Genomic DNA, 22,220 nt, shown 5'->3' on the forward strand with positions numbered 1-22,220 from the left:
ATGTTAAAACCCGACATTCATATGAAAAAAATCAAAATCAAACTGCCGGAAATGGTGCGTGTTTTCGGCCCGTATTATAAATATCTTTGGAATGTAAAATGGCAGTTTGCCGGTGCAATTCTTTTAGGCGTTTTAAACGGGTTGACAAACGGGTTCGGTGTTCCGGTCTTACTCTGGCAGGTTTTACCGAAAGTTTTCGGGGATACTCCGCCAGGCGGCACTCTGCTTATCGGTATTATTCTGTTGTTTCCGGCAGTTGGAATTGTCCGCGGGGCGACAGATTTTTTCAGTTCTTATCTCTCAACATACTGTGGAATCCGGGTGCTGATTCAGATTCAGAGCAGAATGTACCGCAAACTTCAGGAACTTCCGCTGGGCTTTTATAACAAATCCAGGGTCGGCGATCTGATGGCACGAATCGGCGGTGATGCAGCAGCAGTGCAAGGCGTTATAACGAATGTTTCGAAAGATATCATCTCCCAGCCAATACAATTTTTTGGAGCGTTAGTTGCGTTAGTTTTTATGTCGGTGCAAAAGAAGGAATCCATATTCATTCTTTTTGCATTGGCGATCGTTCCGCTTTGTATGTATCCGATCCGCATGTTTGGGAAACGGTTAAGGGCCAAAGCAAAAAAAGCGCAGGCGACTGCCGGCAGTCTTTCTACCGCAATTAATGAAAATCTTGGTGCAGTCAGGGAAGTCCGTGCATTTAATCTTCAGGATGCGGAAACAGTAAAATTTACAGAACGCATGGAGTATCTCGCGCGCCTCAGTCTGAAAAGAACCAAATATTCCAAACTGCTGCCGCCGCTTTTAGAGTTTGTTGCGACCTGTTCTGTAGCCGTAGGAATTTGCTATGCTGCGGCATCGGGTCTAACCCTGGATAACATGCTCCCGCTGCTGGCGGCGCTTTATTTTACCTATCAGCCGATTAAAAAATTCGGATCAATTCATAATGAAATCAAACAAGGGGAGGCATCGGTTGAGCGCGTTGAATATGTGCTGCAAATGCCGGACAGCGTGCCGGATACTGAAAGTCCGGTACCGTTTGATGTAGAAAAAACAGATATTCAGTTCGATTGCGTCCGGTTTGAATATGACGCCGGTATGCCGGTGCTGTACGATTTAAACGCAACGGTTCCGGCGGGCAGTGTGGTTGCGCTGGTCGGGCCGAGCGGCGCCGGAAAAACTACTTTTGTGAATTTGATTCCGCGTTTTTACGATGTTGCTACCGGTGCAATAAAAATCGGCGGCGTTGATCTGCGTCAGTTCTGCAAATATGATTTACGCGATCATATTTCTATCGTTTCGCAGGACACCGTTTTGTTTAACGACACCATTCTGAACAACATCCGCCTCGGCCGGTTAACTGCTACAGATGCCGAAGTTGAGGAAGCCGCGAAACATGCGTTCGCACACAACTTTATTATGTCATTCAACGAAGGCTATCATACGCTTGTCGGCGAACGCGGCACGCGGCTGTCCGGCGGACAGAAACAACGCATTGCGATTGCGCGCGCATTTTTGCGTAATGCGCCGATCCTCATTCTCGATGAAGCCACCTCCGCACTCGACTCCGAAAGCGAAGAGATGGTGCAGAAAGCGCTGGTTAATCTCGTGCAGAATCGCACAGTCTTCATTATCGCCCACCGCTTCAGCACCATCAAACTTGCCGACCGGATTATGGTTTTTGAAAAAGGAGTTCTGCGCGCCGACGGAACACACGCCGAACTTTACGTCTCCGATGAACTTTATCGCAGCCTTTACGACCGTCAGTTTATTAAATAAACCGCTCCGGTGTCCGCAAGATTTCGATCACCGGCCGTTAAAATGCAGTTTTTCAACAGCATCGGCTTTGCTCATTCCGGTAATAAGGACGACTTTATTGCGCCCGGTTTCGCCGCCGGAAATTAAAATTTGTGCGCGCGGAATTTTCAGTACGCCGCTGAGAAATTTAATTAAAGCCTGATTGGCTTTGCCTTCAACCGGAGGTGCCTGTAAGCGGATCCTAAGTGCATCGCCATGGATGCCGGAAATCTCGTTTTTCGATGCGCGCGGTACGGCGCGCACCGCAAGCAGAATTCCTTTTTCTGTTTCTCTGATCCATTCCATAATTGAAAACCGTTTATCTTACAGGTAAAAGAGAGCTTACCGTATTAAGAGGAGTAATGATGGCGGCAAGAATTCTGGACGGCAAGGCGATCTCGCAGGAAATTCGCGACGAACTGAAAGTTAAAGTTTCGGCGCTGCGCAAAAAAGGAATTATTCCGGGGCTTGGTGTACTGCTCGTCGGCGACGATCCGGCGTCGCGTTCATACGTGACGGCAAAAGAGCGCGCGTGTCAGGAAACCGGAATTTTTTCGCGCGAAATTCATCTGCCGGAGACAGCGACGCAGCAGGAAATTTTAGATGTGGTAAAAATGTTTAATGACACGCCGGAAATTAACGGAATCCTGGTTCAGCTTCCGCTGCCGGATTCGAAGATGGAACGGAGTGTAATTGAAGCGATTCGTCCCGATAAGGATGTCGACGGGTTCCATCCGGTGAACGTTGGTTTGGCGGCGCTCGGACTGCCGGCATATATTCCGTGTACACCGCGCGGTGTGCAGGAAATTCTGAAACGGTCCGGGATTAAAACAGACGGCGCGCGCGTGGCGATTGTCGGACGCAGTAATATTGTAGGCCGTCCACTGATGGGATTGCTGAGCAGTAAAAGTGAAATGGGCAATGCGACAGTGACGCTCTGTCATACGCATACAAAAAATATCGGTGAAGTCACAAAACAGGCTGACATCATCATTGCCGCAGCCGGAAGACCGGATACGATCACGGCGGACATGGTGAAAGAGGGTGCAGTGGTGATTGATGTCGGCGTGAACCGTATAAAAGATGCAACGAAGAAAAGCGGATTCCGTTTAGTCGGCGATGTGGATTTTTCAGCAGTCTCGCAGAAAGCGGCGGCGATTACACCGGTGCCCGGCGGCGTTGGCCCAATGACCATTACAATGCTGCTTTCAAATACGGTTGATGCGGCAGAGCTTCATCATAACGCGGGGATGAAATAAAAATTTATGCGAATTCTTAACCGCTATATTCTTTTCGATTACCTGGTGATTTTTCTGTCAGCGCTTGGCTTGATCACATTTGTGATGACTGCCGGTGCGCTGATTAAAGCTGTCGATTTGATGGCGCGCGGAATTTCCGCCGGATTAATTGTGCGATTTTTCATCCAGAACGTGCCGTATATCCTTTCGTTTTCAATGCCGATCAGCACGTTGTTTGCGGCGCTGCTGCTGTTCGGGCGGCTGTCAATGGACAGCGAGATCAGTGCTATGAAAAGCTGCGGCATCAGCCTGTGGCGGCTGGCTGCACCGCTGCTGCTGCTGTCCGTTCTATTCACCGGAATTTGTGTTTACATTAATTGCGAAATATCACCGGCAGCTAAATTTGCCAACCGGAAACTGCTAAGTACCGCCGGTGTTGAGGCACCGCTCAACCTGCTCGAAGAAGGAAGATTTATCGACGATTTTCCGGGGCTGATGATTTACGTCAGCAAAAAAACCGGTAATACAGTGAAAGATGTGGTGGCATACGAGTTGAATAAAGACGGCAGCGTGCGCCGGAATATCCGCGCTGCGTCCGGCGACATCGAGGCCGATAATGAAAACCGTATCCTCACTGTGAAACTGTATCATGTGCGCATTGAAATGCCGGATGCGGAAGATCCGCACGACATTTCCAAAACAACGTATGTGAATGCCGAATATTATCCGATCCGGCTGGATTTTAATCAGCTCTTTAAATCGGACGGGAAAGTCAGCCAGAAACGGAACCATACAAAATCGTCAGAACTGATTAAACGCATCCGCAAGATCGATGAAGATTACGTGATGCTGTCGCCGGAGAAACGGCAGATCGAAAAAACCAAACTGCTGGTTGAGGCGAACGAACGGATTTCCCTGGCAGTCAGTTGTTTCACGTTTATGCTGATTGGAATTCCACTGGGTGTAAAATCGCACCGCCGTGAAACTTCCGTTGGAATGATTCTCAGCCTCGGAATTGTATTCGCCTATTATTTTTTTATCGTCATCGCCGAATCGCTAACGGATTATCCGGCGCTGCATCCAAATCTGATTCTCTGGCTGCCGCTCGTTGCCGCACAGCTCGGCGGATTCTGGTTAATCAAGCGGGCGAGTTAAAAGTGTTAGATTTTAAAGCAGACTTTTATTCGACCTGCGTGTGTGGAACAAAAAACTGTGTTGCTATGAATGGATTTTTTCCCCGACGCATTAGGCGTGATTGCACTGATTGTTGGTTTGTGGGCGATCTTAAAAAACATTATTATTAAATAAGTAGATTTAATTTCAGGAGAAACGGGATGCAGTTTTATGAAAGAGCATATGGACAGCGAGAAACAAATGCTGTCGTGGAAATTTCAGGAAAATTTATACAACGATGGCTCAGGCCTCATGATCAAAACATAAAGATGCTCGATATCGGATGTGGTACAATGAACATCTCAAATCAAATAACACAATCGATTAAAAAGTATAATCCACAAGTTCAAAATATAGAAATAACCGGCTGGGATGTATCTGAAACAGCAATAAACATTGCCAGAAAAAAAGAGTACAACGCGCAAGTGTGTGATATTACTTGTCCGATTGAATCCATTAAGGAAAGGTATGACGTAGTTTGTTTATTCGAAGTTCTTGAACATATCACAGATACAGATCAGGCGGTAAAGAATATCCATTCGCTTTTAAAAGACGATGGTGTTTTTTTATTGTCTGTCCCGAATTTGGCAGCTTGGTATAACCGGATTTTCTTGTTGTTCGGAATGCAGCCCCATTGTGCAGAACTTTCTTATGAAAGATCGCGGTTCGGGAACTGGTTCACGGGATGGATTTTTTCTGATTCTATCGATGTTGTCGCCGGACATTTGCGGGCATTCACCTGGCGGGGATTAAGAGATTTTCTTCGTTATCACGGCTTTTCAGTTTTAGGTGTTAAAGGAATTTCTAACCACCGGCTGGATATTCTTTCAAAAATTATTGCAACATGTTTTCCAAAAAGCTCTGGAAATATTTGTGTGATTGCAAAAAAAACTGATCGAAAATAAAAGGGTCGTTAATGCGCATGAAATGGGGTCAGAGAGGGTTGGTTATTCTGTTCTTTATTCTATTGTCCATTTTTTTATTTCAAAAATTACTTGGTGGAACAATATTGCTCGCATCGGATAACAGCATTGCCGATTTATCGATTCGCGCGTCAGATATTCCAAAAGGATTTTTCGGTGCATGGCACGAATCGCCCCTTATTGGAAATTCAGAAGTTTATAGTGTGAATTGGCTTAACCTAATGCTGTGGATGCTTCCGGTGTCGATTATCGCCAGTTGGCTGCCAGCCATTGAGTTTATATTAAGTTCCCTTTTTCTGATTGCTTTTTTACGACTGCGCAACTGTGGCTGGATCAGTTGTGTCTTCGGCGCGCTGATTGCGTATTGGCTGGGAAGTAATTTTACATTAATTTACGCCGGTCATTTCGGGAAGTTCGGTGTGGTTCTATTTGCTGCCGTTGCCCTTTATTGCATTGAAAAAATGTTCCAGTCCAGAAACATCTGCTGGGCGCTGCTATCTGGCGGAGCGCTGGGTATCATGTTCCTGGAGCAGCAGGATTCGGCGCTGTTTTTCGGACTATTTCTCGGTGCGTACGTGGTGTATCGCTGGATACTTGCCGGCGAAAAAATAAAAACCGGTGTCGGCCTTGTTTTAATTCCGGCGGTTGCATTACTGATTGCCGCCGGCACATTGAGCACATCATTTAAACAGAATATCTCCGACACAGGAATGTCCGGCGGCGGGAACCGGGAAGAACAATGGGAGTATTGCACGCAATGGAGTCAGCCGCCGGACGAAATGATCGATGTCATTGCGCCGGGATATACCGGCTGGCGCAGCGGCGAGCCGGACGGACCGTACTGGGGGAAAATGGGACGCAGCGCCGGCTGGGAATTTACCCGGCAGGGCTTTATGAATTTTAAACTGGAAAATATTTATCTTGGAATCATTCCGGTTGCATTTCTGCTGTTTGCAATTCCGGCGGCGCGCGGCGATGCGCGGCGGCAAGAAATCTGGTTCTGGAGCGGTGCCGGACTGTTTGCGCTGCTGCTCTCCTTCGGTAAATTCACACCGCTCTATTACTGGTTCTGGCAGCTGCCGGTGGCGAACGCCATTCGTAATCCGAATAAATTTACGCAGGTGTTTCAGGTCATTGCCGGGATTTTAACGGCGTTCGGCGCCGATCTGTTTTTCAAAAAAATCACGAAAGAGAAAACCGGCGGGCTGAAAATCTTTTTCTGGTCGGTCGTTGCCGCCGCCGGTTTTTTTGCTTTGTTTGCCGTCAGCAGTGCCGGCGACGGGGCAAAGTTTTCAGCGGCAGGCTGGCCGCAGCAGGCGGCACAGGCGATTGCCAAAAATAAAACTGTTGCGCTTTGGCATGCCGCCCTCCTCACCGGAATTTTGGCATTTATTATCGCAGTGTATGTTTTTCCGATATTTGAAAAACTGAGAAAATATAAAACAGTATTTGCAGCGCTGCTGGTTGGAATCGTTGTCGTGGATGCAAAACTGCTGTCGACACATTACGTGAATACGATGCCGAAAGGATATATTGCCGATAACAGCGTAATTTCTTATTTAAAAGAAAACATCGGGGATCAGCGCGTCGCTGTTATTTCGCAGGACGGGATTTATAATATCTGGCTGACATATACATTTCCGTATCACGGAATTCCGGCGTTCAATTTTACGCAAATGCCGCGCATGCCGCAGGATTATAAAATATTTCTCGAAACTGTCGGGCGCAATCCGTTGCGGATGTGGCAGCTGTCCGGCGTCGGTTTCTTAATCGGACCGACGGCAGTTGAAAATCAGCTGCCCGCCGGTCTGTGGCGGAAAGTTCTTTCGTTTGATATTCTTCCGGAGGCAGATAATGACTTCAACGTGCAAATCAGCATGACGGGTCAGCATTCGGTATTCAAGGCCGCGCCGGAAACGTCGGCGCGCTGCGTTCTGGTGAACGGCTCCGAAAAACTTGCTGATGACGCTGCACAGAATGCCCTGGCATCACCGGCGTGGACTCCATTCAAAAAAATAATTCTGCCGCCGGAAAGTTCCGCGCCGGAAATTCTATCGCCGGCGGAGAATCCGGGGACACTTGCAACACTTGACCGGTCGCCGGGATTTGTGCGCCTGAAAATTAATACAACGAACGACGCCTTTTTGCGCTGCGCCGACAAATATGATCCGGGCTGGACAGCCGCCATTGACGGTGTGCCGGCAGAAGTTCTGCGCGCTGATTTTATTTGTCAGGCTGTATTCATTCCTGCCGGCGAACACATTGTTGAATTAAAATATGCGCCGGAAAATAACCTGCTCTGGCTGCAGTTTGCCGGATTCGGGATCTGCGGTATCGCCGGAGTTTCGCTTTTAATTCCGGCGCGCCGGAAAATTAAAACATGATCTATGTCGAGTAAATGGAAAAAGTAGTTGTGTAATGAATGAGAAAAAACACGCAATTAAACTGTTTGAAAAGACCCATGTTCGTGCCGTTTGGGATGACGAAAGCGAAAAATGGTGGTTTTCAGTTTTGGATATTATCGGTATTTTGACGGACCAGCCGGATTATGAAAAATGCCGGAACTACTGGAAATGGCTTAAGAAAAAGCTGATTGGCGAAGGAAGTCAGTTGGTTAGTGATACTACCCAACTGAAAATGCAGGCCGCCGATGGCAAGTATTATAAAACCGATGCAATGAACACTGAACAGGTTTTACGCCTTGTTCAATCCGTACCAAGTAAAAAAGCCGAACCGTTTAAGTTGTGGCTTGCAGCAGTCGGCTCGGAACGCATCGACGAAACGCTCGACCCCGAACTGTCAATTGATCGCGCAATACAAAATTACCGCCGGCTCGGTTACAGTGAAAACTGGATCAATCAGCGGATTAAATCAATTGAAGTCCGCAAAGCGCTGACGGATGAATGGGATAAAAGCGGCGTAAAACAAGGTGAAGAGTATGCTCTCCTTACCGATCTGATGAGCCGCACCTGGAGCGGAATGTCGACGCGCGAATACAAAAAATACAAAGGGCTGAAAAAAGAAAACCTCCGTGACAACATGACGAATACCGAACTGGTGCTTAATATGCTTGCAGAAGTTGCGGCGACCGATATCTCGGCTGAACGTCAGCCGGGCGGATTTGCAGAAAGTGCGGAAGTTGCAGAAGAGGGCGCAAAAGCAGCAAAAGTCGCTCGTGAACAGATTGAAAAAAGTACGGGCAAAAAAGTTGTCAGTCCGCAGAGCGCTAAAAACTCCGGGCAGATTCCTTTGAAACGTGCGGAGAAAAATAAATATGACACCGGAAATTTCAATTGTAATTCCGACGATGGGACGTCCGATTCTGGTTCAAACGCTGAAATCAGTGTTAACGATGAAACATTCTGACCGGCTTGAAGTTATCGTGGTTGGTGAAATTTATGATTCCGGCGTTTTACAGAGTGTAAATGAAATTGTCGCTGGGAATTTCAATGTTCGCCGTATTTCTGTTTCGTATAAAACCGGTGATTCGAGCCGGAAAAAAATCGCGGCGCCGAAGAAGGTTCGGCGGACATTATTGCATTTCTTGATGACGATGTAACGATTGCGCCGGATTGGGCAGAACATATTTTTGCTGCATTTAATGATTATTCCGTCGGACTCGTCAGTGGTCCGGCGCTGGTGCCGGAAAATGTTAATCTTTCCGCGCGGCTCGCCGGGCTTACCTTAACATCGCGTGCCGCCGGTTATGTTGCCGACTGTTATAAAACCGGCGATTCCGCCGTGCTCGAAATTGTCTGAAGCCGGATTATCGGCTGCGATGCCGCGTACCGGAAAAAATATTTGAGGAAATGGGCGGATTCCCGCCGGAATTTTATCCAGGCGAAGAGATGATTGCTTCGTGGCGGACGCAGCAACTGGGTTATACACTGCTCTTTATTCCGGCGGCGTGGGTTTATCACTATCCGCGCCAATCCGTAAAACGGTTCTGCCTGCAGATGTGGGGTTACGGCGCAACGCGCATCCGTCTGATTCGCGCCGGCACCGGAATGGAATGGGCAACGCTGGTTCCGGCGGTGTGGGTTTTATCATTAATTGTTCTTGGCGCGCTGGCGCCGATTTTAAAAATTGCGGCGCTGCTGTTCGCATTGGATATTCTGCTTTACGGAATTGCTGTGATATTCATTGGACTGGAAACAGTTCTTCATACGCGACGGATTTGCGATCTGCTCATAATATTCACGATTCCGGTCATGCACATCAGCTACGGGCTCGCTGAGTGGTTTGAATGTTTCCGGCCGAATCGCGATCTCAGTGAAAATCATGCATCAAAAGCGAAACAGTAATGAGATGATATATTTGGAATGAAACAGTGCGTTGTTTTTATTTTTAGATTTGATAATTTTAAACGAATTGAAGAAACGATTTATAGTTAATTGATAAAATACAGCTGAGGGCTTTTATGGCGGTTTTGGTAACGGGCGGTGCAGGGTTTATCGGATCTCATGTGGCAGAACATCTTGCCCGACAGGGGCAGGATGTAATTGTGCTGGATGATTTGAGCGGCGGATTTATGGAAAATATTCCAGCAGGGGTGCTGTTTGTAAAAGGTTCCGTCTTGGATACACAGTTGCTTGCATCACTATTTAAAAATCATGATATAAAATATATATATCATCTCGCTGCTTATGCTGCAGAAGGACTCAGCCACTTCATCCGCCGGTTTAATTATCACAATAACCTCATTGGGTCTGTTAATTTAATTAATGAAGCGGTGAATCATAATGTAAAATGTTTTGTATTCACTTCATCGATTGCAGTCTACGGCGCGGGGCAGCTGCCAATGACCGAAGAGATGGTTCCAATGCCGGAAGATCCGTATGGAATTTCGAAATATGCAGTGGAGCAGGATCTTTGTGCGGCACATGAGATGTTCGGTCTTAATTATATCATTTTTCGGCCGCATAATGTTTACGGAGAACGGCAGAATATGGCGGATTTGTATCGCAATGTGCTTGGAATTTTTATGCGTCAAATTCGGGAAGGAAAGCCGTTGACTGTTTTCGGGGACGGGACGCAAACCCGGGCATTTTCGTATATTGATGATGTTGCTCCGGATATTGCGAATGCTGTGAATATTCCGGCAGCATATAATAAGGTTTTTAATGTCGGAGCTTCGTCTCAATATACTATCAATGAACTCGCGGCTATTATTGGAAAAGTTTACGGAGTGATGCCGGAGATTCAATATCTTGATGCCCGCAATGAAGTACAGGATGCATATTCTGATCATAGCAAGGCAGCGTGTATTTTCGGTAAGAAGCAGGATATCGCACTGGAAGACGGTATTCGGAGAATGGTGCAGTGGGCTGGGAATGTAACGATTCCTGAACCGACAAAGTTTAGTAATATTGAGATTCGAAAAAATATGCCGCCGGTCTGGCTGGAGATGATTAACTCTTAATCTCTAACAACTGTTCGTTCAGGTGATTTTGCCCATCGTTCGATCATTGGTGCGGTGTTCCGGATAGCAGTTTCGCGAGCAGAAAGATTTCTTTCGGCGGTTTTTTTCCCCGCGTCAGCAAGGCGTTTACGCAATGCTTTATCACGGCAAAGACGCAGAATCTGCCCGGAGATTTCTTTGCTGCTGCCCGGCTCAAAGAGTAATCCGGTTTCATTTTCAACAACGAGTTCGGTAATCCCTGCATTTCGAGCGGCAAGAGCCGCAATTTCACACGCGAAACAATGTCCCAGCACAGTAGTAACAACGAGTGATGACCCTGCATCATTTCTGCGGGAAATCAGGCCGATGTCGCCGCCGCTTAGTGCGCCGACAATGCTTTCTGATGATTCATGCCCGGTGAATTCGACATACCGTTCCAAACCGAGCTTCACCGTTCTTTCCTGCAGGTTCCGTAATTCGGAACCGCTTCCTATAATGCAGAAACGGAAATTTTCAAACTCAGCGATTACGCGAGGCAGTGCGTCAAGTACAACATCAAGGCCTTTGGCCGGATTTAAAATGCCATGAAATACCATGATGATATATTCAGCGTTCCAGCCGCGTTTTTGCCGGCATTCATTATAATCAAGTTTGCGGTAAAGCGAGAAATCGACTGCATCATATGCGTAAAAAAGCTGTTGCGGAGATATTCCAAGAGTTGAAAGATAATTTGCAGCGCTTTTGGCTCTCGTAATCAGGATCGGAGTTTTCTGCCAGGCACGGATATCCAGATTTTCTATTAACCGTCCAATCCTGCGCGGAAAAAAACGTTTCGATGAATATTGCTCAATAAAAAAATCTACGACAGATACGGAAACATAATTGCCGAAAAATAAACGGCAAATCGGCAGCAACAGTGGAATGGTTTCATCGACATATAAACGCCTGATCCCGACGATCCGGCATCCAATGGCAAGCCACGGGAGCAGCATAATCCAGCAGAGCGACATAATCCATTTTGAACGTTCTGATTTTCTGCTGATTTTGAACGGTAATTGAATTACTTTTGCATAACGCCTGATACTTTCCGGCGGTTTCGGACTCTCAGTACATGTCATGCTGATGTAATAGACATTGAAATGCTCCGAAAATAAACGGATAATTTCCGGCAGAGCAAATGTAATATCTGCATGTACAGCAGATCCGTAGCGAAACCAGAGCGCTAGTTTAGGTTTTTTAATATCAGACACATTGAACCTGAAAATACGTTTTGTTTTTATACTTATAATTTCAATAAATAATATCTTTAAAATTATCGAGAGCAATGGATCATCAGCCCGCTACCGACATACGGTGGAAATACTGAACCTATTATATTAATGCATTGAGTAAAAAATGACCATTTTCCGAACGTATAATAAAGCCGGTCGACTTTCCATCCGCCGGTCGCAATCAATTTTTCTGCGGTATAGTCTGTAAACGTATAAAGATGAAGCCGGTCGGTTTTTTCCCAATGCCGGCAGAAAGGTGAAAGAACATTCGGAAGGCTCACAATCAGCCGTTCCGTCGGTATTTCGCGCAAAAGCTTCACTGGATTTTCAAGATGTTCAAGCACATCAAAAGCTGTCGTTATATCCCAGTTTTTTCCCGAAAGATCCGGTAATCCGTCATTCAAATCGGCCCGAATATCAGCTGCAGTAGAGTAATCAACCGTCGTCCGGGACGCCGTAAGACTCCACGCATCTTTGAGCTGCCGTTCGTATGCATTATCGGCGCCAAATCCGCTGCCGCCGAGATCCAGCACACGCAGTCCGGATAATTCCTTTTTGATTACATCCGCTTTCGATTTCATGTGTTTAATTGTAATTTAAAAAAAATTCAATACAACGTATCTTTCAACATCGGTTTTTCGGAATGCATAATCATATAATCTCCTAAGTGAAAGATTTTTTCTAGGATTTTCCGATTTTCCGGTGTCGGCTCAAAACAGATAATTCGTCCTGTCGGCCCGATTTTTCTGGAAGCATAAACCGCGTACTCTCCGGGATAAGCGCCTGCATCGACAACAATATCGCCTTTTTTTAGCTTCCGGAATAATTCATATCCTTTTACCGGAGAAAAATCGGCGATAAAATCCGGAACAAGCGGGTTGAACGCTAAAAAATAACGCAATGCATTTTTTGGAGGCACTTCGGGTATTTTCGCAAAAAGATCAGAAAAATTCACTCAATAATGTTTCTATTTATATTGAGTTTACGTCAATCAAACAATTTGAATTAAAAGAAAATCATGCCAGGAGAAGAAGTTTTCCGGCATGTATTTAAAATCGATTAGCCGGCGCAGAGTGTTCCAATCGCAGTGCGGCTGAGCCGCAACCTGTGATCCGCCGACTGAACAGAAAACCGCCGGCAGAGGTGTTCCGGACACTCAAATAAATTAAGAAAGAGATGGGTCGAGCTGCTTTTCATCTGGTTTTTCAGAGCATCACGGCAGATAACGGCGGCGAGTTTTTGGAAACCGAAGAACTGAAGCAGTCCGTCTTCGGCGGGCAACGGACGCAGATTTATTATGCACATGCCTGCAGCTTATAGGAGCGCGGGAGCAATGAAACCGGCAACCGGGCAATCTGCCGGCTTATTTCCACCGGTCGCTATCTTTCGACATATACTCACCGGCGGATCAAAGACATTGAGACTTGAGGCAACTGCTATCCGCGGGAAATCCTCGCCTGTAAAACAGCAGCAGAAATCTATATTCAGTGCGCGGCATGAAAAATCAGCTCTAACTCCGGCATTTTAATGTACAGCTTACCGAAATTTGCTGCAATGCTTCGGGGTAGGCGATATGTTCCTGTTCGTGAATACGGTTCATCAGTGTTGCAACCGTATCATCCGGCAGGACGGGAACTTTGCGCTGTACAATGATTTGGCCGGTATCGATTCCGGCGTCGACAAAATGTACGGTGCAGCCGGTTTCTTTTACGCCGGCATCGAGCGCCTGCCGGCCGGCGTCGAGTCCCGGAAATGCCGGCAGCAGTGACGGATGAATATTGATAATCCGGTGCGGAAAGGCATTCAGCAGTCCCCCCTTTACAATCCGCATAAAACCGGCGAGGGCAATAAAATTTCCGCCGTGACTGTGAACCAGCTGAATTGCACGCGCTTCGGCGTCGCCATCCAGTTTGTTTTTAAATGGTGCACAATTGAGATAGCAGGCAGGGTGGCCGAATTTTTTTGCACGTTCCAGAATAAATGCGTCTTCAACATCAGAAATAACGCATGCAATATTTGCATTAAGCTTTCCGGTTTCAATCGCTTCTGCAATAGCCTGATAGTTCGAGCCGGAACCGGAGCCGAATACTGCCAGATTTAACATTAAAAAATCCTTTCGGAATTAACTGGATTTTGAAGAGTAAACCGGATTTTAATTTGCGCCAACTGTAAACCGGAAGAAAGAGAGACGATGAAGTTATTTATTAAACCGCACAATGAAACCGCCCGCGAATTTTATCAGAACCACGGACACTTTCATGATGGTGACGCCGGACTGGATCTTTATGTACTGGAGGAAATGATCTTTCAGCCCGGCGAAACCAAAGCAATAAAATTCGGAATTTCCTGCGAGCCGGAAGACGGGCGCGCCTATTATCTTTTCCCGCGTTCCAGCATTTCTAAAACGCCGCTGCGCATGTCCAATTCTATTGGTTTAATCGACGGCGGGTATCGCGGTGAAATCATGGCCATGGTTGATCACATTAAAACGGAACCGTACATCGTTGAAAAAGGGCAACGGCTTTTTCAGCTCGTCGCGACAGACAGTTCACCGATTTATTATGAACTCACCGGCGAACTTTCCGCAACGACTCGCGGCACCGGCGGATTTGGAAGTACCGGAGTGTAAAGCAGCACACATATTTTCGGCTGGACTGATCGATTGCATTGAAAATAAACCTGTAAAAAAACCGGCGTTCCTATGAAACGCCGGTTCTGTTTTTCAACTGACGGGATGCTCAGTCGACAAGATCAATCATCTGGCTGATGGGATCGCTGCCGTTATTATTTCCGCCGTTGTCTTCCTCGTCTGTTTTGGACCATTGCTGCTGCGGTTGAGCGCCGCTTGCACTGCTATTGCGATTTTTTTTATTCCGGCGCTGATTGCGGTAGTTCCGGTTGTTTTCGTTGTTTCCGCCGTTATTTTTTCCATTGCCGGACTGCTGCTCGGTGTCATCGATCAGCTTCCGGAAAGTGGAAACGCGGAGTGTTTTACCGCCGGCACGGATGATTTTATTTTCCAGTTCGATATTCTCGGTGACGAGTACGCCGGTGCTGCCCGCCTGTCTCAGTGCGCGCAGCAGTTCTTTGGTCATTTTAGCTTCGTCGCCGGCGTAGCGGACGCGAACGCCGTCGAAGATGCGGTTATGCGGTGCTTTATCCAGTGGTTTGCCGGTCATCGCCGCAATGACCTTTATTTTTTCACGCTGTACAAGACGTGAAAGCATACGCAGGATCTGGAGTTGCTGGCGCGGCGCGGCGCGCCCGCGGACGCCTTTTGATTTCAGTATGGTGTCGACATCAACAACCAGTACCGGTTTTGCTGTTCCGAAGAGCCCCATGGTTCTTCTTCCTTTCTTCTGGTTCAGGGTTACTGCGGCGCCGTTTCAATCGGACAACAGAATGGACTGGCACCGCGCTTGTAATGTGAAGCGGGGGAAACTACCGGAGCGCCGCACACGGGGCAAGCGAAGAGTGAAACGAGTTTTCTGGAACCGTGCGGATCGCCTGCGACTTTTAGACCTTTGACTTTTGACTCGTTTCCCACAAACCGTTAATTTGTCCGCATGCAGTTTTTTCGTAAAAAAAACGTGTGGATACCAACCTGGAAAGGGTGTGTTTTAATTATCCTTGCCGGTGCCGGAGTCATGACTCTCTTTGTAAAAACACTTTATCCGTTTCTGGCGCAGAACCGGCCTCTGCCGAATGTGCCGATTGTCGTTATCGAAGGCTGGATCAACGACGCCGCACTTGAACTTGCCACCGGAAAAATTTCTGCTGACCAAACGATCATCGTCACCGGAACGCCGCTCGACTACGGACAGAAAATTCTGGATTTAAAAACCTATGCCGAAGTGGCCGCCGCCCGGTTAATTGAGTCCGGGATTTCACCCGAACGGGTCCTCTGTGTTTCTGCGCCGGAAACCGTGCAGGACCGAAGCTATACAACCGCCATAGCGGCGCGCGAAAAACTGGAAGAAATCAGACGGTTTGGTGAGCCGGTAAACCTCATCACCTCCGGGCAGCATGCTCGCCGGTCATATCAGCTTTACCGTAATGTCTTTGGGAAAGAATATCCAGTGGGAGTCATCAGCATCGAACCGCCTGAATTTGATATGCAACACTGGTACAGGCACAGCTTCGGTGTGAAAGGTGTGCTGACCGAAACGGTTTCATGGATCTACACACAAATTTTTCTGCTGACAAAATGAACGGACGGCTCCAGCAGCGTTTAATTGAAATCGGTGCGCCGGCAGATGTTTGCGCGCTGGCGGCCGAACTCGCTGAGCTGGCGGTGCGCGATCCGCTCACCGGACTTTATAACCGCCGGTTTTTTGATGCAGCACTTGCGCAGAATATTGAAATCGCCCGCCGGTACGACCGTCCGCTCAGTCTCGTTTTGTTCGATATTAATAAACTAAAACAGATCAACGACACACAAGGACACACCGCCGGTGACGCCGTTCTCAAAACTTTTGCCGGAATTTTAAAACAGACTGCACGCAAAGCGGATATTGTCTGCCGGATCGGCGGCGATGAATTCGCCGCAATTCTGCCCGAAACCGGCAAAGCCGCCGCCGGCAAATTTGTCGACCGGTTTTTGGCGGCGTTAAACAACGAATCACTTTCCGCCGCCGCCGGCATTGCCGAGCTTCCTTCTGAAAATCTTTTGGCCGCCGCCGCTGCCGGACTTATAAAAGGATAGGGCGGGTTTTCGCCGATCCGCAATTTTGTTTATGCGATTTCAAACCGCGCGACGGATTCAACGTGGTTGGTTTGCGGGAATAAATCTACCGGCACGGTGCGAACGAGTTTGTAGAGTCCGTTTTCGCATAGCAGTGCCCCGTCGCGTGCGAGTGACGCCGGATTGCAGCTCACATAAATAATCACCGGCGGCGCGAGTTCGCGCAGCATGGCTACAGCTTTGGCATGCATTCCGGCGCGCGGAGGATCGGTAATGACAACATCCGGCAGGCCGAAGTTTTCAAGTTCAGTGCGAATGCTGCCGAAATGCATCAAGTCCATCTGCCGGAATTCACAGTTTGTCGCGCCGTGTTCAGCCGCATTTTTTTGGGCGTCGGTCACGGCGCTTTCAACGAGTTCAATTCCCAGTACGCGCGCGCAATGTCTGGATGCAAACAGCGCAATAGAACCGGTGCCGCAAAACAGATCATACACGGTTTCTGTACCGGTGAATTCGGCGGCGGTAAGAATTTCATGATACAGTTTTTCCGCCTGCACCGTGTTGGTTTGAAAAAATGAATTCGGCGAAATGCGATAGGTATATTCACCGAGCCGGTCTGTGATGGTTCCGGCGCCGTACATCACAAATTCCTGTTCACCAAAAGCCACCAGATTTTTGCGTGCAGTGATGGCATTTACAAAGGTTGTTAATTTATCGTCGAGCGTACTGCGCAACCCGGCGGCGAGCTCTTTCATCAGTGCCGGTTCGTGTGTTGACGTGATCAAATTTACCATCAGTTCGCCGGTGCGTACGCCGCGCCGGATAACCAGGTTGCGCAGAAATCCTTCGTGCGTGAAGGTGGAATATACCGGCAGTGTGTGTTTGCGGCAAAACCGGCGCACCGTTTCTACCGCAAGATTCATCTCTTCGGACGCAAGATCGCAGTGATCAATATCAATCACTTTCGAAAAACATCCCGGTGCATGAAAGCCGAGCGCAAAATCTGCCGGCTTGCGCAACTGTTCCGCCGGAAGTTTTATTTCGTCCGGCAGCAGATAGCGCTGATCGGTGAAATCCATATCAATTTTATTGCGGTAGCCGTAAATTTCCGGCGCCGGGATACAATCGGTTACAGCCGGATTTTCAAAACCGCCGAGATGTTCAAGCGCGTCAACCACCTGCTTGCGCTTAATGCGCACCTGTTCGGCATAGTCGAGATGCTGCCATTTGCAGCCTCCGCAAACGCCGGAATATTCACAGCGCGATGTCGTCCGGCGCGGTGACGGCAATACAACGCCGGTTAACCGCGCCACCAGATAACGCTTTTTAATTTTAATAATTTGCGCCCGAACAACATCGCCGACCGCCGCCGGCCCTTCCACAAAAATACGGATTCCATCCGGCAGTGTTCCAACACACCGGTTTTTATCCGCCGTGTCGAAAATCTCTACTTCAACGATCTCGCCTTTTTTCGCCATACCCGTCAAATCCTCGCAAACAATCCGCAGCGCATCCAGCAGAAGATCATCAAGACCGTTTAAAAATTAATTCCGCATTTTTCGTATATTCTGTGGTTCAACTTCACGTTTCTTCAATTTACAGCGCCGCAAAGCTCAGTTACAATCCACCATTATGAATACAGAAAAACCGCTTGAACGCTTTGCGAAAACCTACGGCATACCGGGACAGAGTCCGCGTACGCTCGGCCCGCTGCGCGTTTTCTGGCCGCTCGCGCCGTTCTGTTTTGTCGCCGGCTGGCTTCTGCATGCCGCACTGCCGTACCCGTATCTCTCCACGTCACAGGCCGGTATCCTGTTCATCCTGCTTGCGGCGGCGCTCGCGCTGTTTTCATTCTGGAGCGCACACCGGCTGCGCAGTTTTATTAAAGGCGCTGAAGGTGAAGAAACCGTTGCGCGCACGCTCGCTGTTCTGCCCGCAAACTGCACCGTGTTCAACGATCTGCAGTTTGACGATGGCACATCGTTCGATCATATCGTCGTTTCGCCATCCGGCGTGTTCGTTATCGAAACCAAAAACTGGAGCGGCGAAATCACCTTCCAAAACGGACAGGTTCTCTGTAACGGCCGCATGCCGAGCCGTCCGCCGATCAAACAGGTGAAAGAAGCTGCCGCCGCGCTTGAAGAATATCTCGTCTCCGCGAACTGTGCTGCGCCGGTACGCGCTGTCATCTGCTTTGTAGGCAATCAGCTTCACGGCGGATTCGATAACATCGGCGGTGTGCGTATCTGCAATGAAAATAATCTATTATCACTTTTTGAAAACCCGCTCGAAGAACCTCTGCCTGCCGGCACGCTCGGTATGATTTCCGGGGAACTCGCGAGAATTGCGGAGAAATAAAATTGATAAACCGCGGGTAACGCAGATGGAAACGGATAGAAAAAATTGGCGGATCACCGGCCCGGCGACCACGGACAGCGAGGCTGCTGTCCCTCCAGTTTACAAACATTATCCATTTATATCCGTTTAATCCGCGGTTGAAATTATTTGGCATAAACAAAAACTGAAAAGGAGACGACGATGCGCACATTAATTCCTATTGCCGACGGTTGCGAAGAGATGGAAGCCGTGATTGTTACTGATATTCTGCGGCGTGCAAAATGGGATGTGGTACTCGCCGGAATCAGCGGCGACGATCCGGTTACGGCGTCGCGCGGTGTTGTGCTGATTCCCGACGCGCAGTGGGATGAACTGGTATTGATGGATTTCGATCTGATTGTGCTGCCCGGCGGACTCGAAGGAACGGATGCTCTGTGCAAACATGACGGTGTACAGGAAACGCTGCGAGTATTTGATGTCGCAGAAAAATGGATTGCCGCTATTTGTGCCGCGCCGCTGGCACTGCACACCGCCGGCGTACTGGAAGACCGTGTGTTCACCTGCTATCCCGGCATTGAAAAAGAGATGGGGCGCACTGACCGGTCGGATGATCTTGTTGTTATAGATCAGAATATTATCACCAGCCAGGGCCCCGGTACGGCCTTTGATTTTGCGCTCGCACTGATTGAAAAAATCGACAGCGCCGAAGCCGCCGACGCCGTTCGTGCCGGTTTATTATATTAAAAATACATTTTTCTTAACATTGATGAATTAACCACGGATGTAAACGGATTTTTACAAAGAGGTAACGGAGGCGAACGAAGATAGGATTTCCTGGCAGAAGATTGCAAAGCGCGCAAAAAAATCAGGTGCAGATGAAAATTATAGAGCATAGAATTTGAATACTTCTTTGCGTTCCTTTGAGCCCTTCTGTTAAAAAATTCATCCGTATTAAGTGAATAGATGCAAAAAGAATGAGTTCAATTTTATTACATACCTGTTGTGCTCCGTGTGCGGCGCCGGCGGCGGAACGGCTGATGCTGGACGGCAGGCAGGTTGTTCTTTATTTCAGTAATTTTAATATTTTTCCTGAAACGGAATACCAGAAGCGTCTCGCACATGCCCGTAAACTGGCACAGGCGATGGATCTGATCATCGAAGAAGATCAGTACGATCACTCCGAATGGCTGAAACACGTTCACGGGCTTGAAAACGAACCCGAAAAAGGCGAACGCTGCCGGAAATGTTTTGAATTCAGTTTAACGCGCACGAATCAAATGGCGGAGCGGTTAAAAATTCCAGCGTTTGCTACTACGCTGACACTCAGTCCGCATAAAGTTTCGCGCATGATTTTTGAAACCGGAGCACGGTTCCCGCGGTTTGTTCCTATCGATTTTAAGAAGCAGGGCGGGTTTCTGCGCAGCATCGAATTGTGTGAAACATACGATCTTTACCGGCAGTCCTACTGCGGTTGTGAATTTTCTCAATAAATGCTTCACCGTTGGTATCTCGCGATATTACCGCGGTAAATTCGGAATCGTGCTGGAAGCGGGAAGCATTTTCTGGATTGATGGACCGGATACAAATCACTAGATTTAGTATAAAGAAATCAGAAATAACAACAGCGCGAGTAATTGAGTGAAAAAATAATCGTATGATTAAATGCATCTGCGGGCGGATTTTTCCACCGCACACAGTGTTAAATCATCAAATTCCATGCTTTGACCGCCTATGAAAAACGACCCGCAATTTGATTTTTGGTACGCCGTAAACAACACGGAAGTTGTTTCGCTGCCGGACCGCCGTTTGGAAACATTTGGCACGACACTGGTGAACTATCACCTCGTCAGCGAGCTGATGGATTCGGTGGATAAAGTCCGCGTGCGCGAAGGAAAATTAAAAGCCTTCCGCCCGGGAATTATTACACCGGCCTCTATCGCCGACAGCATGCTGGAGGGATTTGGCGAAGAGGCACAGGAATATGCCAACTGGCTGCGGAACCACGCCGCAGATATGCAGATTCTAAAATACGGGTTTAAAATCCAGAAAGAAAACATCAACGATTATATTCTGACGGATTCACTGCCGGCAGTTGTGACGCGCGTTAAAACGGACGTGGCTGCGCGCGATAATCCGCTGGACGCAGTGCTGGTTGGCGTTGACCGGCCGTGGGAAGTCTGCCTGCTTAAACTGATGGTCGAGCTGGTGCAGCAGTCGGCCCCGGGAAACATACAGGATATTCACCAGCGGCAGCGCGATCAGAAAGCAACCCTGCACCTCGAAATCGAAAACGCATTTCTGAACGCCTCCCGCGATGCATCGCAGCTTCCGCATTTGGCGGATTTATTGAAACGTCACGGACTGTTCAAACGCTATGAAGACCGCTTTTTTGCCACCGTACGCTCTGCAAAATAATTTGCAGTCGCATCAAGGCTCACGGACCGGTATGTGCAAAATGAATTGTTCCGGATCAATGTTTCTGAGAAGCTTCATCGTTCAATTCTGGGAAACAGTTGTATGAACACAATCGCAATTATCGGCGCCGGAATGATGGGCGCATCGCTGGGGCTGGCGTTGAAGAAACGCGGTGTACCGGTGCGTATTCACGCCTTTGCACGCCGCGCCGAAGCGCGCACACAACTGCTAGCGTGCAGTGCCGCTGATAGCGTTTTTGACTCCGCACCAGCGGCAGTTAAAAACGCAAATATAGTTGTTTTTTGTGCGCCGGTGCTCTCGATCCCGGCGCTCGTTAAAGAGTGCCGCACCGCATTGTCTGCCGGTGCAATTTTAACCGACGTCGGCAGCACCAAATCCTGTTTGCATCAATTAATTCCAGCCGCGCTCACCGGCCGGAACGATCTCCACTATATCGGTTCGCATCCGGTTTGCGGATCGGAACAGCAGGGTGTTAACGCCGGCGATGCTGATTTATTTGCCGGTGCGCTGACGATTGTTACACCGGATAACGCCGCGCCGGAACACATAGAAAAGGTCATCGCACTGTGGAAGTCCACCGGGTCAAAAACCGTTACAATGAGCGCGGATAAACACGATGAAATCCTCGCCGCAACCAGTCATCTGCCGCATGTGACGGCAGCGGCGCTGGTGCTCACCGCAAACGCCGCCGGGGAATTTGCCGGCAGCGGATTCCGCGATACAACACGTGTCGCCGGCGGTGCACCGCAGATTTGGAGCGATATTGTGCGTACCAATACGCCGCCCCTGAAAAATGTACTCGCCGAATTGCGCCGGAATCTGGATGCATTTGAGCAGCTGCTCGATTCCGGCGATGAAGAAAAAATTACGGCCTGGTTTGCCGCTGCACGTGAAAAACGGAATAAATTATTAATCCCGAATGAACACTAATTAGAGATGGTAACATCAAAA

25 protein-coding genes are annotated in these 22,220 nt (G+C 48.4%); 18 read left to right on the plus strand and 7 right to left on the minus strand.

The window, feature by feature from the left end; translation table 11 throughout:
- Positions 1-21 precede the first annotated feature (21 nt).
- On the plus strand, positions 22-1,788 hold the full coding sequence (locus tag WC959_00800; protein MFA5687682.1) for an ABC transporter ATP-binding protein: 1,767 nt from the start codon (positions 22-24) through the stop codon (positions 1,786-1,788).
- A gap of 27 nt (positions 1,789-1,815) precedes the next feature.
- Here WC959_00800 and WC959_00805 read toward each other — a convergent pair whose 3' ends face one another.
- Entirely contained in the window at positions 1,816-2,112 is a 297-nt protein-coding gene (locus tag WC959_00805) for a DUF167 family protein (GenBank protein ID MFA5687683.1), read from the minus strand.
- Between the two features lie 59 nt (positions 2,113-2,171).
- Here WC959_00805 and WC959_00810 point away from each other — a divergent pair, with 59 nt between their 5' ends.
- The 9 genes from WC959_00810 to WC959_00850 all read left to right on the plus strand — a co-directional run bounded on the left by WC959_00810 (position 2,172) and on the right by WC959_00850 (position 10,562).
- Positions 2,172-3,065, plus strand: a complete 894-nt coding sequence (locus WC959_00810) for a tetrahydrofolate dehydrogenase/cyclohydrolase catalytic domain-containing protein (protein MFA5687684.1) — start codon at positions 2,172-2,174, stop codon at positions 3,063-3,065.
- A gap of 6 nt (positions 3,066-3,071) precedes the next feature.
- Positions 3,072-4,199: an LptF/LptG family permease gene (locus WC959_00815; protein ID MFA5687685.1), complete on the plus strand. Its 1,128-nt coding sequence runs from the start codon at positions 3,072-3,074 to the stop codon at positions 4,197-4,199.
- A 179-nt stretch (positions 4,200-4,378) separates the two neighbouring features.
- Positions 4,379-5,122 carry a class I SAM-dependent methyltransferase gene (locus WC959_00820; GenBank protein MFA5687686.1) on the plus strand — a complete coding sequence of 248 codons (744 nt, stop codon included), beginning with the start codon at positions 4,379-4,381 and terminating at the stop codon, positions 5,120-5,122.
- A 221-nt stretch (positions 5,123-5,343) separates the two neighbouring features.
- The gene (locus WC959_00825; GenBank protein ID MFA5687687.1) at positions 5,344-7,524 is read left to right on the plus strand and encodes a hypothetical protein; all 2,181 of its coding nucleotides are present in this window, start codon (positions 5,344-5,346) and stop codon (positions 7,522-7,524) included.
- Between the two features lie 34 nt (positions 7,525-7,558).
- Positions 7,559-8,506 (plus strand): BRO family protein, encoded by a 948-nt coding sequence (locus tag WC959_00830; protein ID MFA5687688.1) that lies wholly within the window; start codon positions 7,559-7,561, stop codon positions 8,504-8,506.
- Positions 8,493-8,699 (plus strand): hypothetical protein, encoded by a 207-nt coding sequence (locus tag WC959_00835; protein MFA5687689.1) that lies wholly within the window; start codon positions 8,493-8,495, stop codon positions 8,697-8,699. The genes WC959_00830 and WC959_00835 overlap by 14 nt, the downstream gene beginning before the upstream one ends.
- A 2-nt stretch (positions 8,700-8,701) precedes the next feature.
- Positions 8,702-8,899 (plus strand): hypothetical protein, encoded by a 198-nt coding sequence (locus WC959_00840; GenBank protein ID MFA5687690.1) that lies wholly within the window; start codon positions 8,702-8,704, stop codon positions 8,897-8,899.
- 50 nt (positions 8,900-8,949) lie between these two features.
- Positions 8,950-9,444, plus strand: coding sequence for a hypothetical protein (locus WC959_00845; protein MFA5687691.1), 495 nt, complete (start codon positions 8,950-8,952; stop codon positions 9,442-9,444).
- A gap of 116 nt (positions 9,445-9,560) precedes the next feature.
- Positions 9,561-10,562, plus strand: coding sequence for an NAD-dependent epimerase/dehydratase family protein (locus tag WC959_00850; GenBank protein ID MFA5687692.1), 1,002 nt, complete (start codon positions 9,561-9,563; stop codon positions 10,560-10,562).
- Here WC959_00850 and WC959_00855 read toward each other — a convergent pair.
- The 4 genes from WC959_00855 to purN all read right to left on the minus strand — a co-directional run bounded on the left by WC959_00855 (position 10,559) and on the right by purN (position 13,916).
- Complete coding sequence (locus WC959_00855; protein MFA5687693.1) at positions 10,559-11,791, minus strand: glycosyltransferase; 1,233 nt, start codon at positions 11,789-11,791, stop codon at positions 10,559-10,561. The genes WC959_00850 and WC959_00855 overlap by 4 nt on opposite strands.
- Before the next feature lie 62 nt (positions 11,792-11,853).
- Positions 11,854-12,393, minus strand: a complete 540-nt coding sequence (locus WC959_00860; GenBank protein ID MFA5687694.1) for a hypothetical protein — start codon at positions 12,391-12,393, stop codon at positions 11,854-11,856.
- A gap of 478 nt (positions 12,394-12,871) precedes the next feature.
- Positions 12,872-13,117, minus strand: a complete 246-nt coding sequence (locus WC959_00865) for a hypothetical protein (GenBank protein ID MFA5687695.1) — start codon at positions 13,115-13,117, stop codon at positions 12,872-12,874.
- A 205-nt stretch (positions 13,118-13,322) separates the two neighbouring features.
- The gene (gene purN, locus WC959_00870; GenBank protein MFA5687696.1) at positions 13,323-13,916 is read right to left on the minus strand and encodes a phosphoribosylglycinamide formyltransferase; all 594 of its coding nucleotides are present in this window, start codon (positions 13,914-13,916) and stop codon (positions 13,323-13,325) included.
- 87 nt (positions 13,917-14,003) lie between these two features.
- On the opposite strand from purN, the gene WC959_00875 reads away from it, so the two are divergent.
- Complete coding sequence (locus tag WC959_00875; GenBank protein ID MFA5687697.1) at positions 14,004-14,441, plus strand: hypothetical protein; 438 nt, start codon at positions 14,004-14,006, stop codon at positions 14,439-14,441.
- A gap of 109 nt (positions 14,442-14,550) precedes the next feature.
- On the opposite strand, the gene WC959_00880 is transcribed toward WC959_00875, so the two are convergent.
- Entirely contained in the window at positions 14,551-15,153 is a 603-nt protein-coding gene (locus WC959_00880) for a hypothetical protein (protein MFA5687698.1), read from the minus strand.
- Between the two features lie 306 nt (positions 15,154-15,459).
- On the opposite strand from WC959_00880, the gene WC959_00885 reads away from it, so the two are divergent.
- Together WC959_00885 and WC959_00890 are read left to right on the plus strand one after the other, a co-directional pair.
- Entirely contained in the window at positions 15,460-16,023 is a 564-nt protein-coding gene (locus tag WC959_00885) for an ElyC/SanA/YdcF family protein (GenBank protein ID MFA5687699.1), read from the plus strand.
- A complete protein-coding gene (locus WC959_00890; protein MFA5687700.1) occupies positions 16,020-16,517 on the plus strand; it encodes a GGDEF domain-containing protein in 498 nt (165 codons plus the stop codon). Before WC959_00885 ends, WC959_00890 begins: the two co-directional genes overlap by 4 nt.
- A gap of 29 nt (positions 16,518-16,546) precedes the next feature.
- Here the strand turns inward: WC959_00890 and rlmD are convergent, their stop codons facing one another.
- The gene (gene rlmD, locus WC959_00895; protein ID MFA5687701.1) at positions 16,547-17,974 is read right to left on the minus strand and encodes a 23S rRNA (uracil(1939)-C(5))-methyltransferase RlmD; all 1,428 of its coding nucleotides are present in this window, start codon (positions 17,972-17,974) and stop codon (positions 16,547-16,549) included.
- A 154-nt stretch (positions 17,975-18,128) separates the two neighbouring features.
- Between rlmD and WC959_00900 the strand changes: the two genes are divergently transcribed.
- The 5 genes from WC959_00900 to WC959_00920 all read left to right on the plus strand — a co-directional run bounded on the left by WC959_00900 (position 18,129) and on the right by WC959_00920 (position 22,199).
- Positions 18,129-18,854 (plus strand): nuclease-related domain-containing protein, encoded by a 726-nt coding sequence (locus WC959_00900; GenBank protein ID MFA5687702.1) that lies wholly within the window; start codon positions 18,129-18,131, stop codon positions 18,852-18,854.
- A gap of 180 nt (positions 18,855-19,034) precedes the next feature.
- Positions 19,035-19,577 (plus strand): DJ-1 family glyoxalase III, encoded by a 543-nt coding sequence (locus WC959_00905; GenBank protein MFA5687703.1) that lies wholly within the window; start codon positions 19,035-19,037, stop codon positions 19,575-19,577.
- A gap of 230 nt (positions 19,578-19,807) precedes the next feature.
- The gene (locus WC959_00910) at positions 19,808-20,323 is read left to right on the plus strand and encodes an epoxyqueuosine reductase QueH (protein MFA5687704.1); all 516 of its coding nucleotides are present in this window, start codon (positions 19,808-19,810) and stop codon (positions 20,321-20,323) included.
- Positions 20,324-20,564: 241 nt separating this feature from the next.
- The gene (locus tag WC959_00915; GenBank protein MFA5687705.1) at positions 20,565-21,248 is read left to right on the plus strand and encodes a hypothetical protein; all 684 of its coding nucleotides are present in this window, start codon (positions 20,565-20,567) and stop codon (positions 21,246-21,248) included.
- A gap of 102 nt (positions 21,249-21,350) precedes the next feature.
- Positions 21,351-22,199 (plus strand): prephenate dehydrogenase/arogenate dehydrogenase family protein, encoded by an 849-nt coding sequence (locus WC959_00920; protein ID MFA5687706.1) that lies wholly within the window; start codon positions 21,351-21,353, stop codon positions 22,197-22,199.
- Positions 22,200-22,220 lie beyond the last annotated feature (21 nt).

This window comes from Kiritimatiellales bacterium, from assembly GCA_041656295.1.
Taxonomy (GTDB): Bacteria; Verrucomicrobiota; Kiritimatiellia; order Kiritimatiellales; family Tichowtungiaceae; genus Tichowtungia.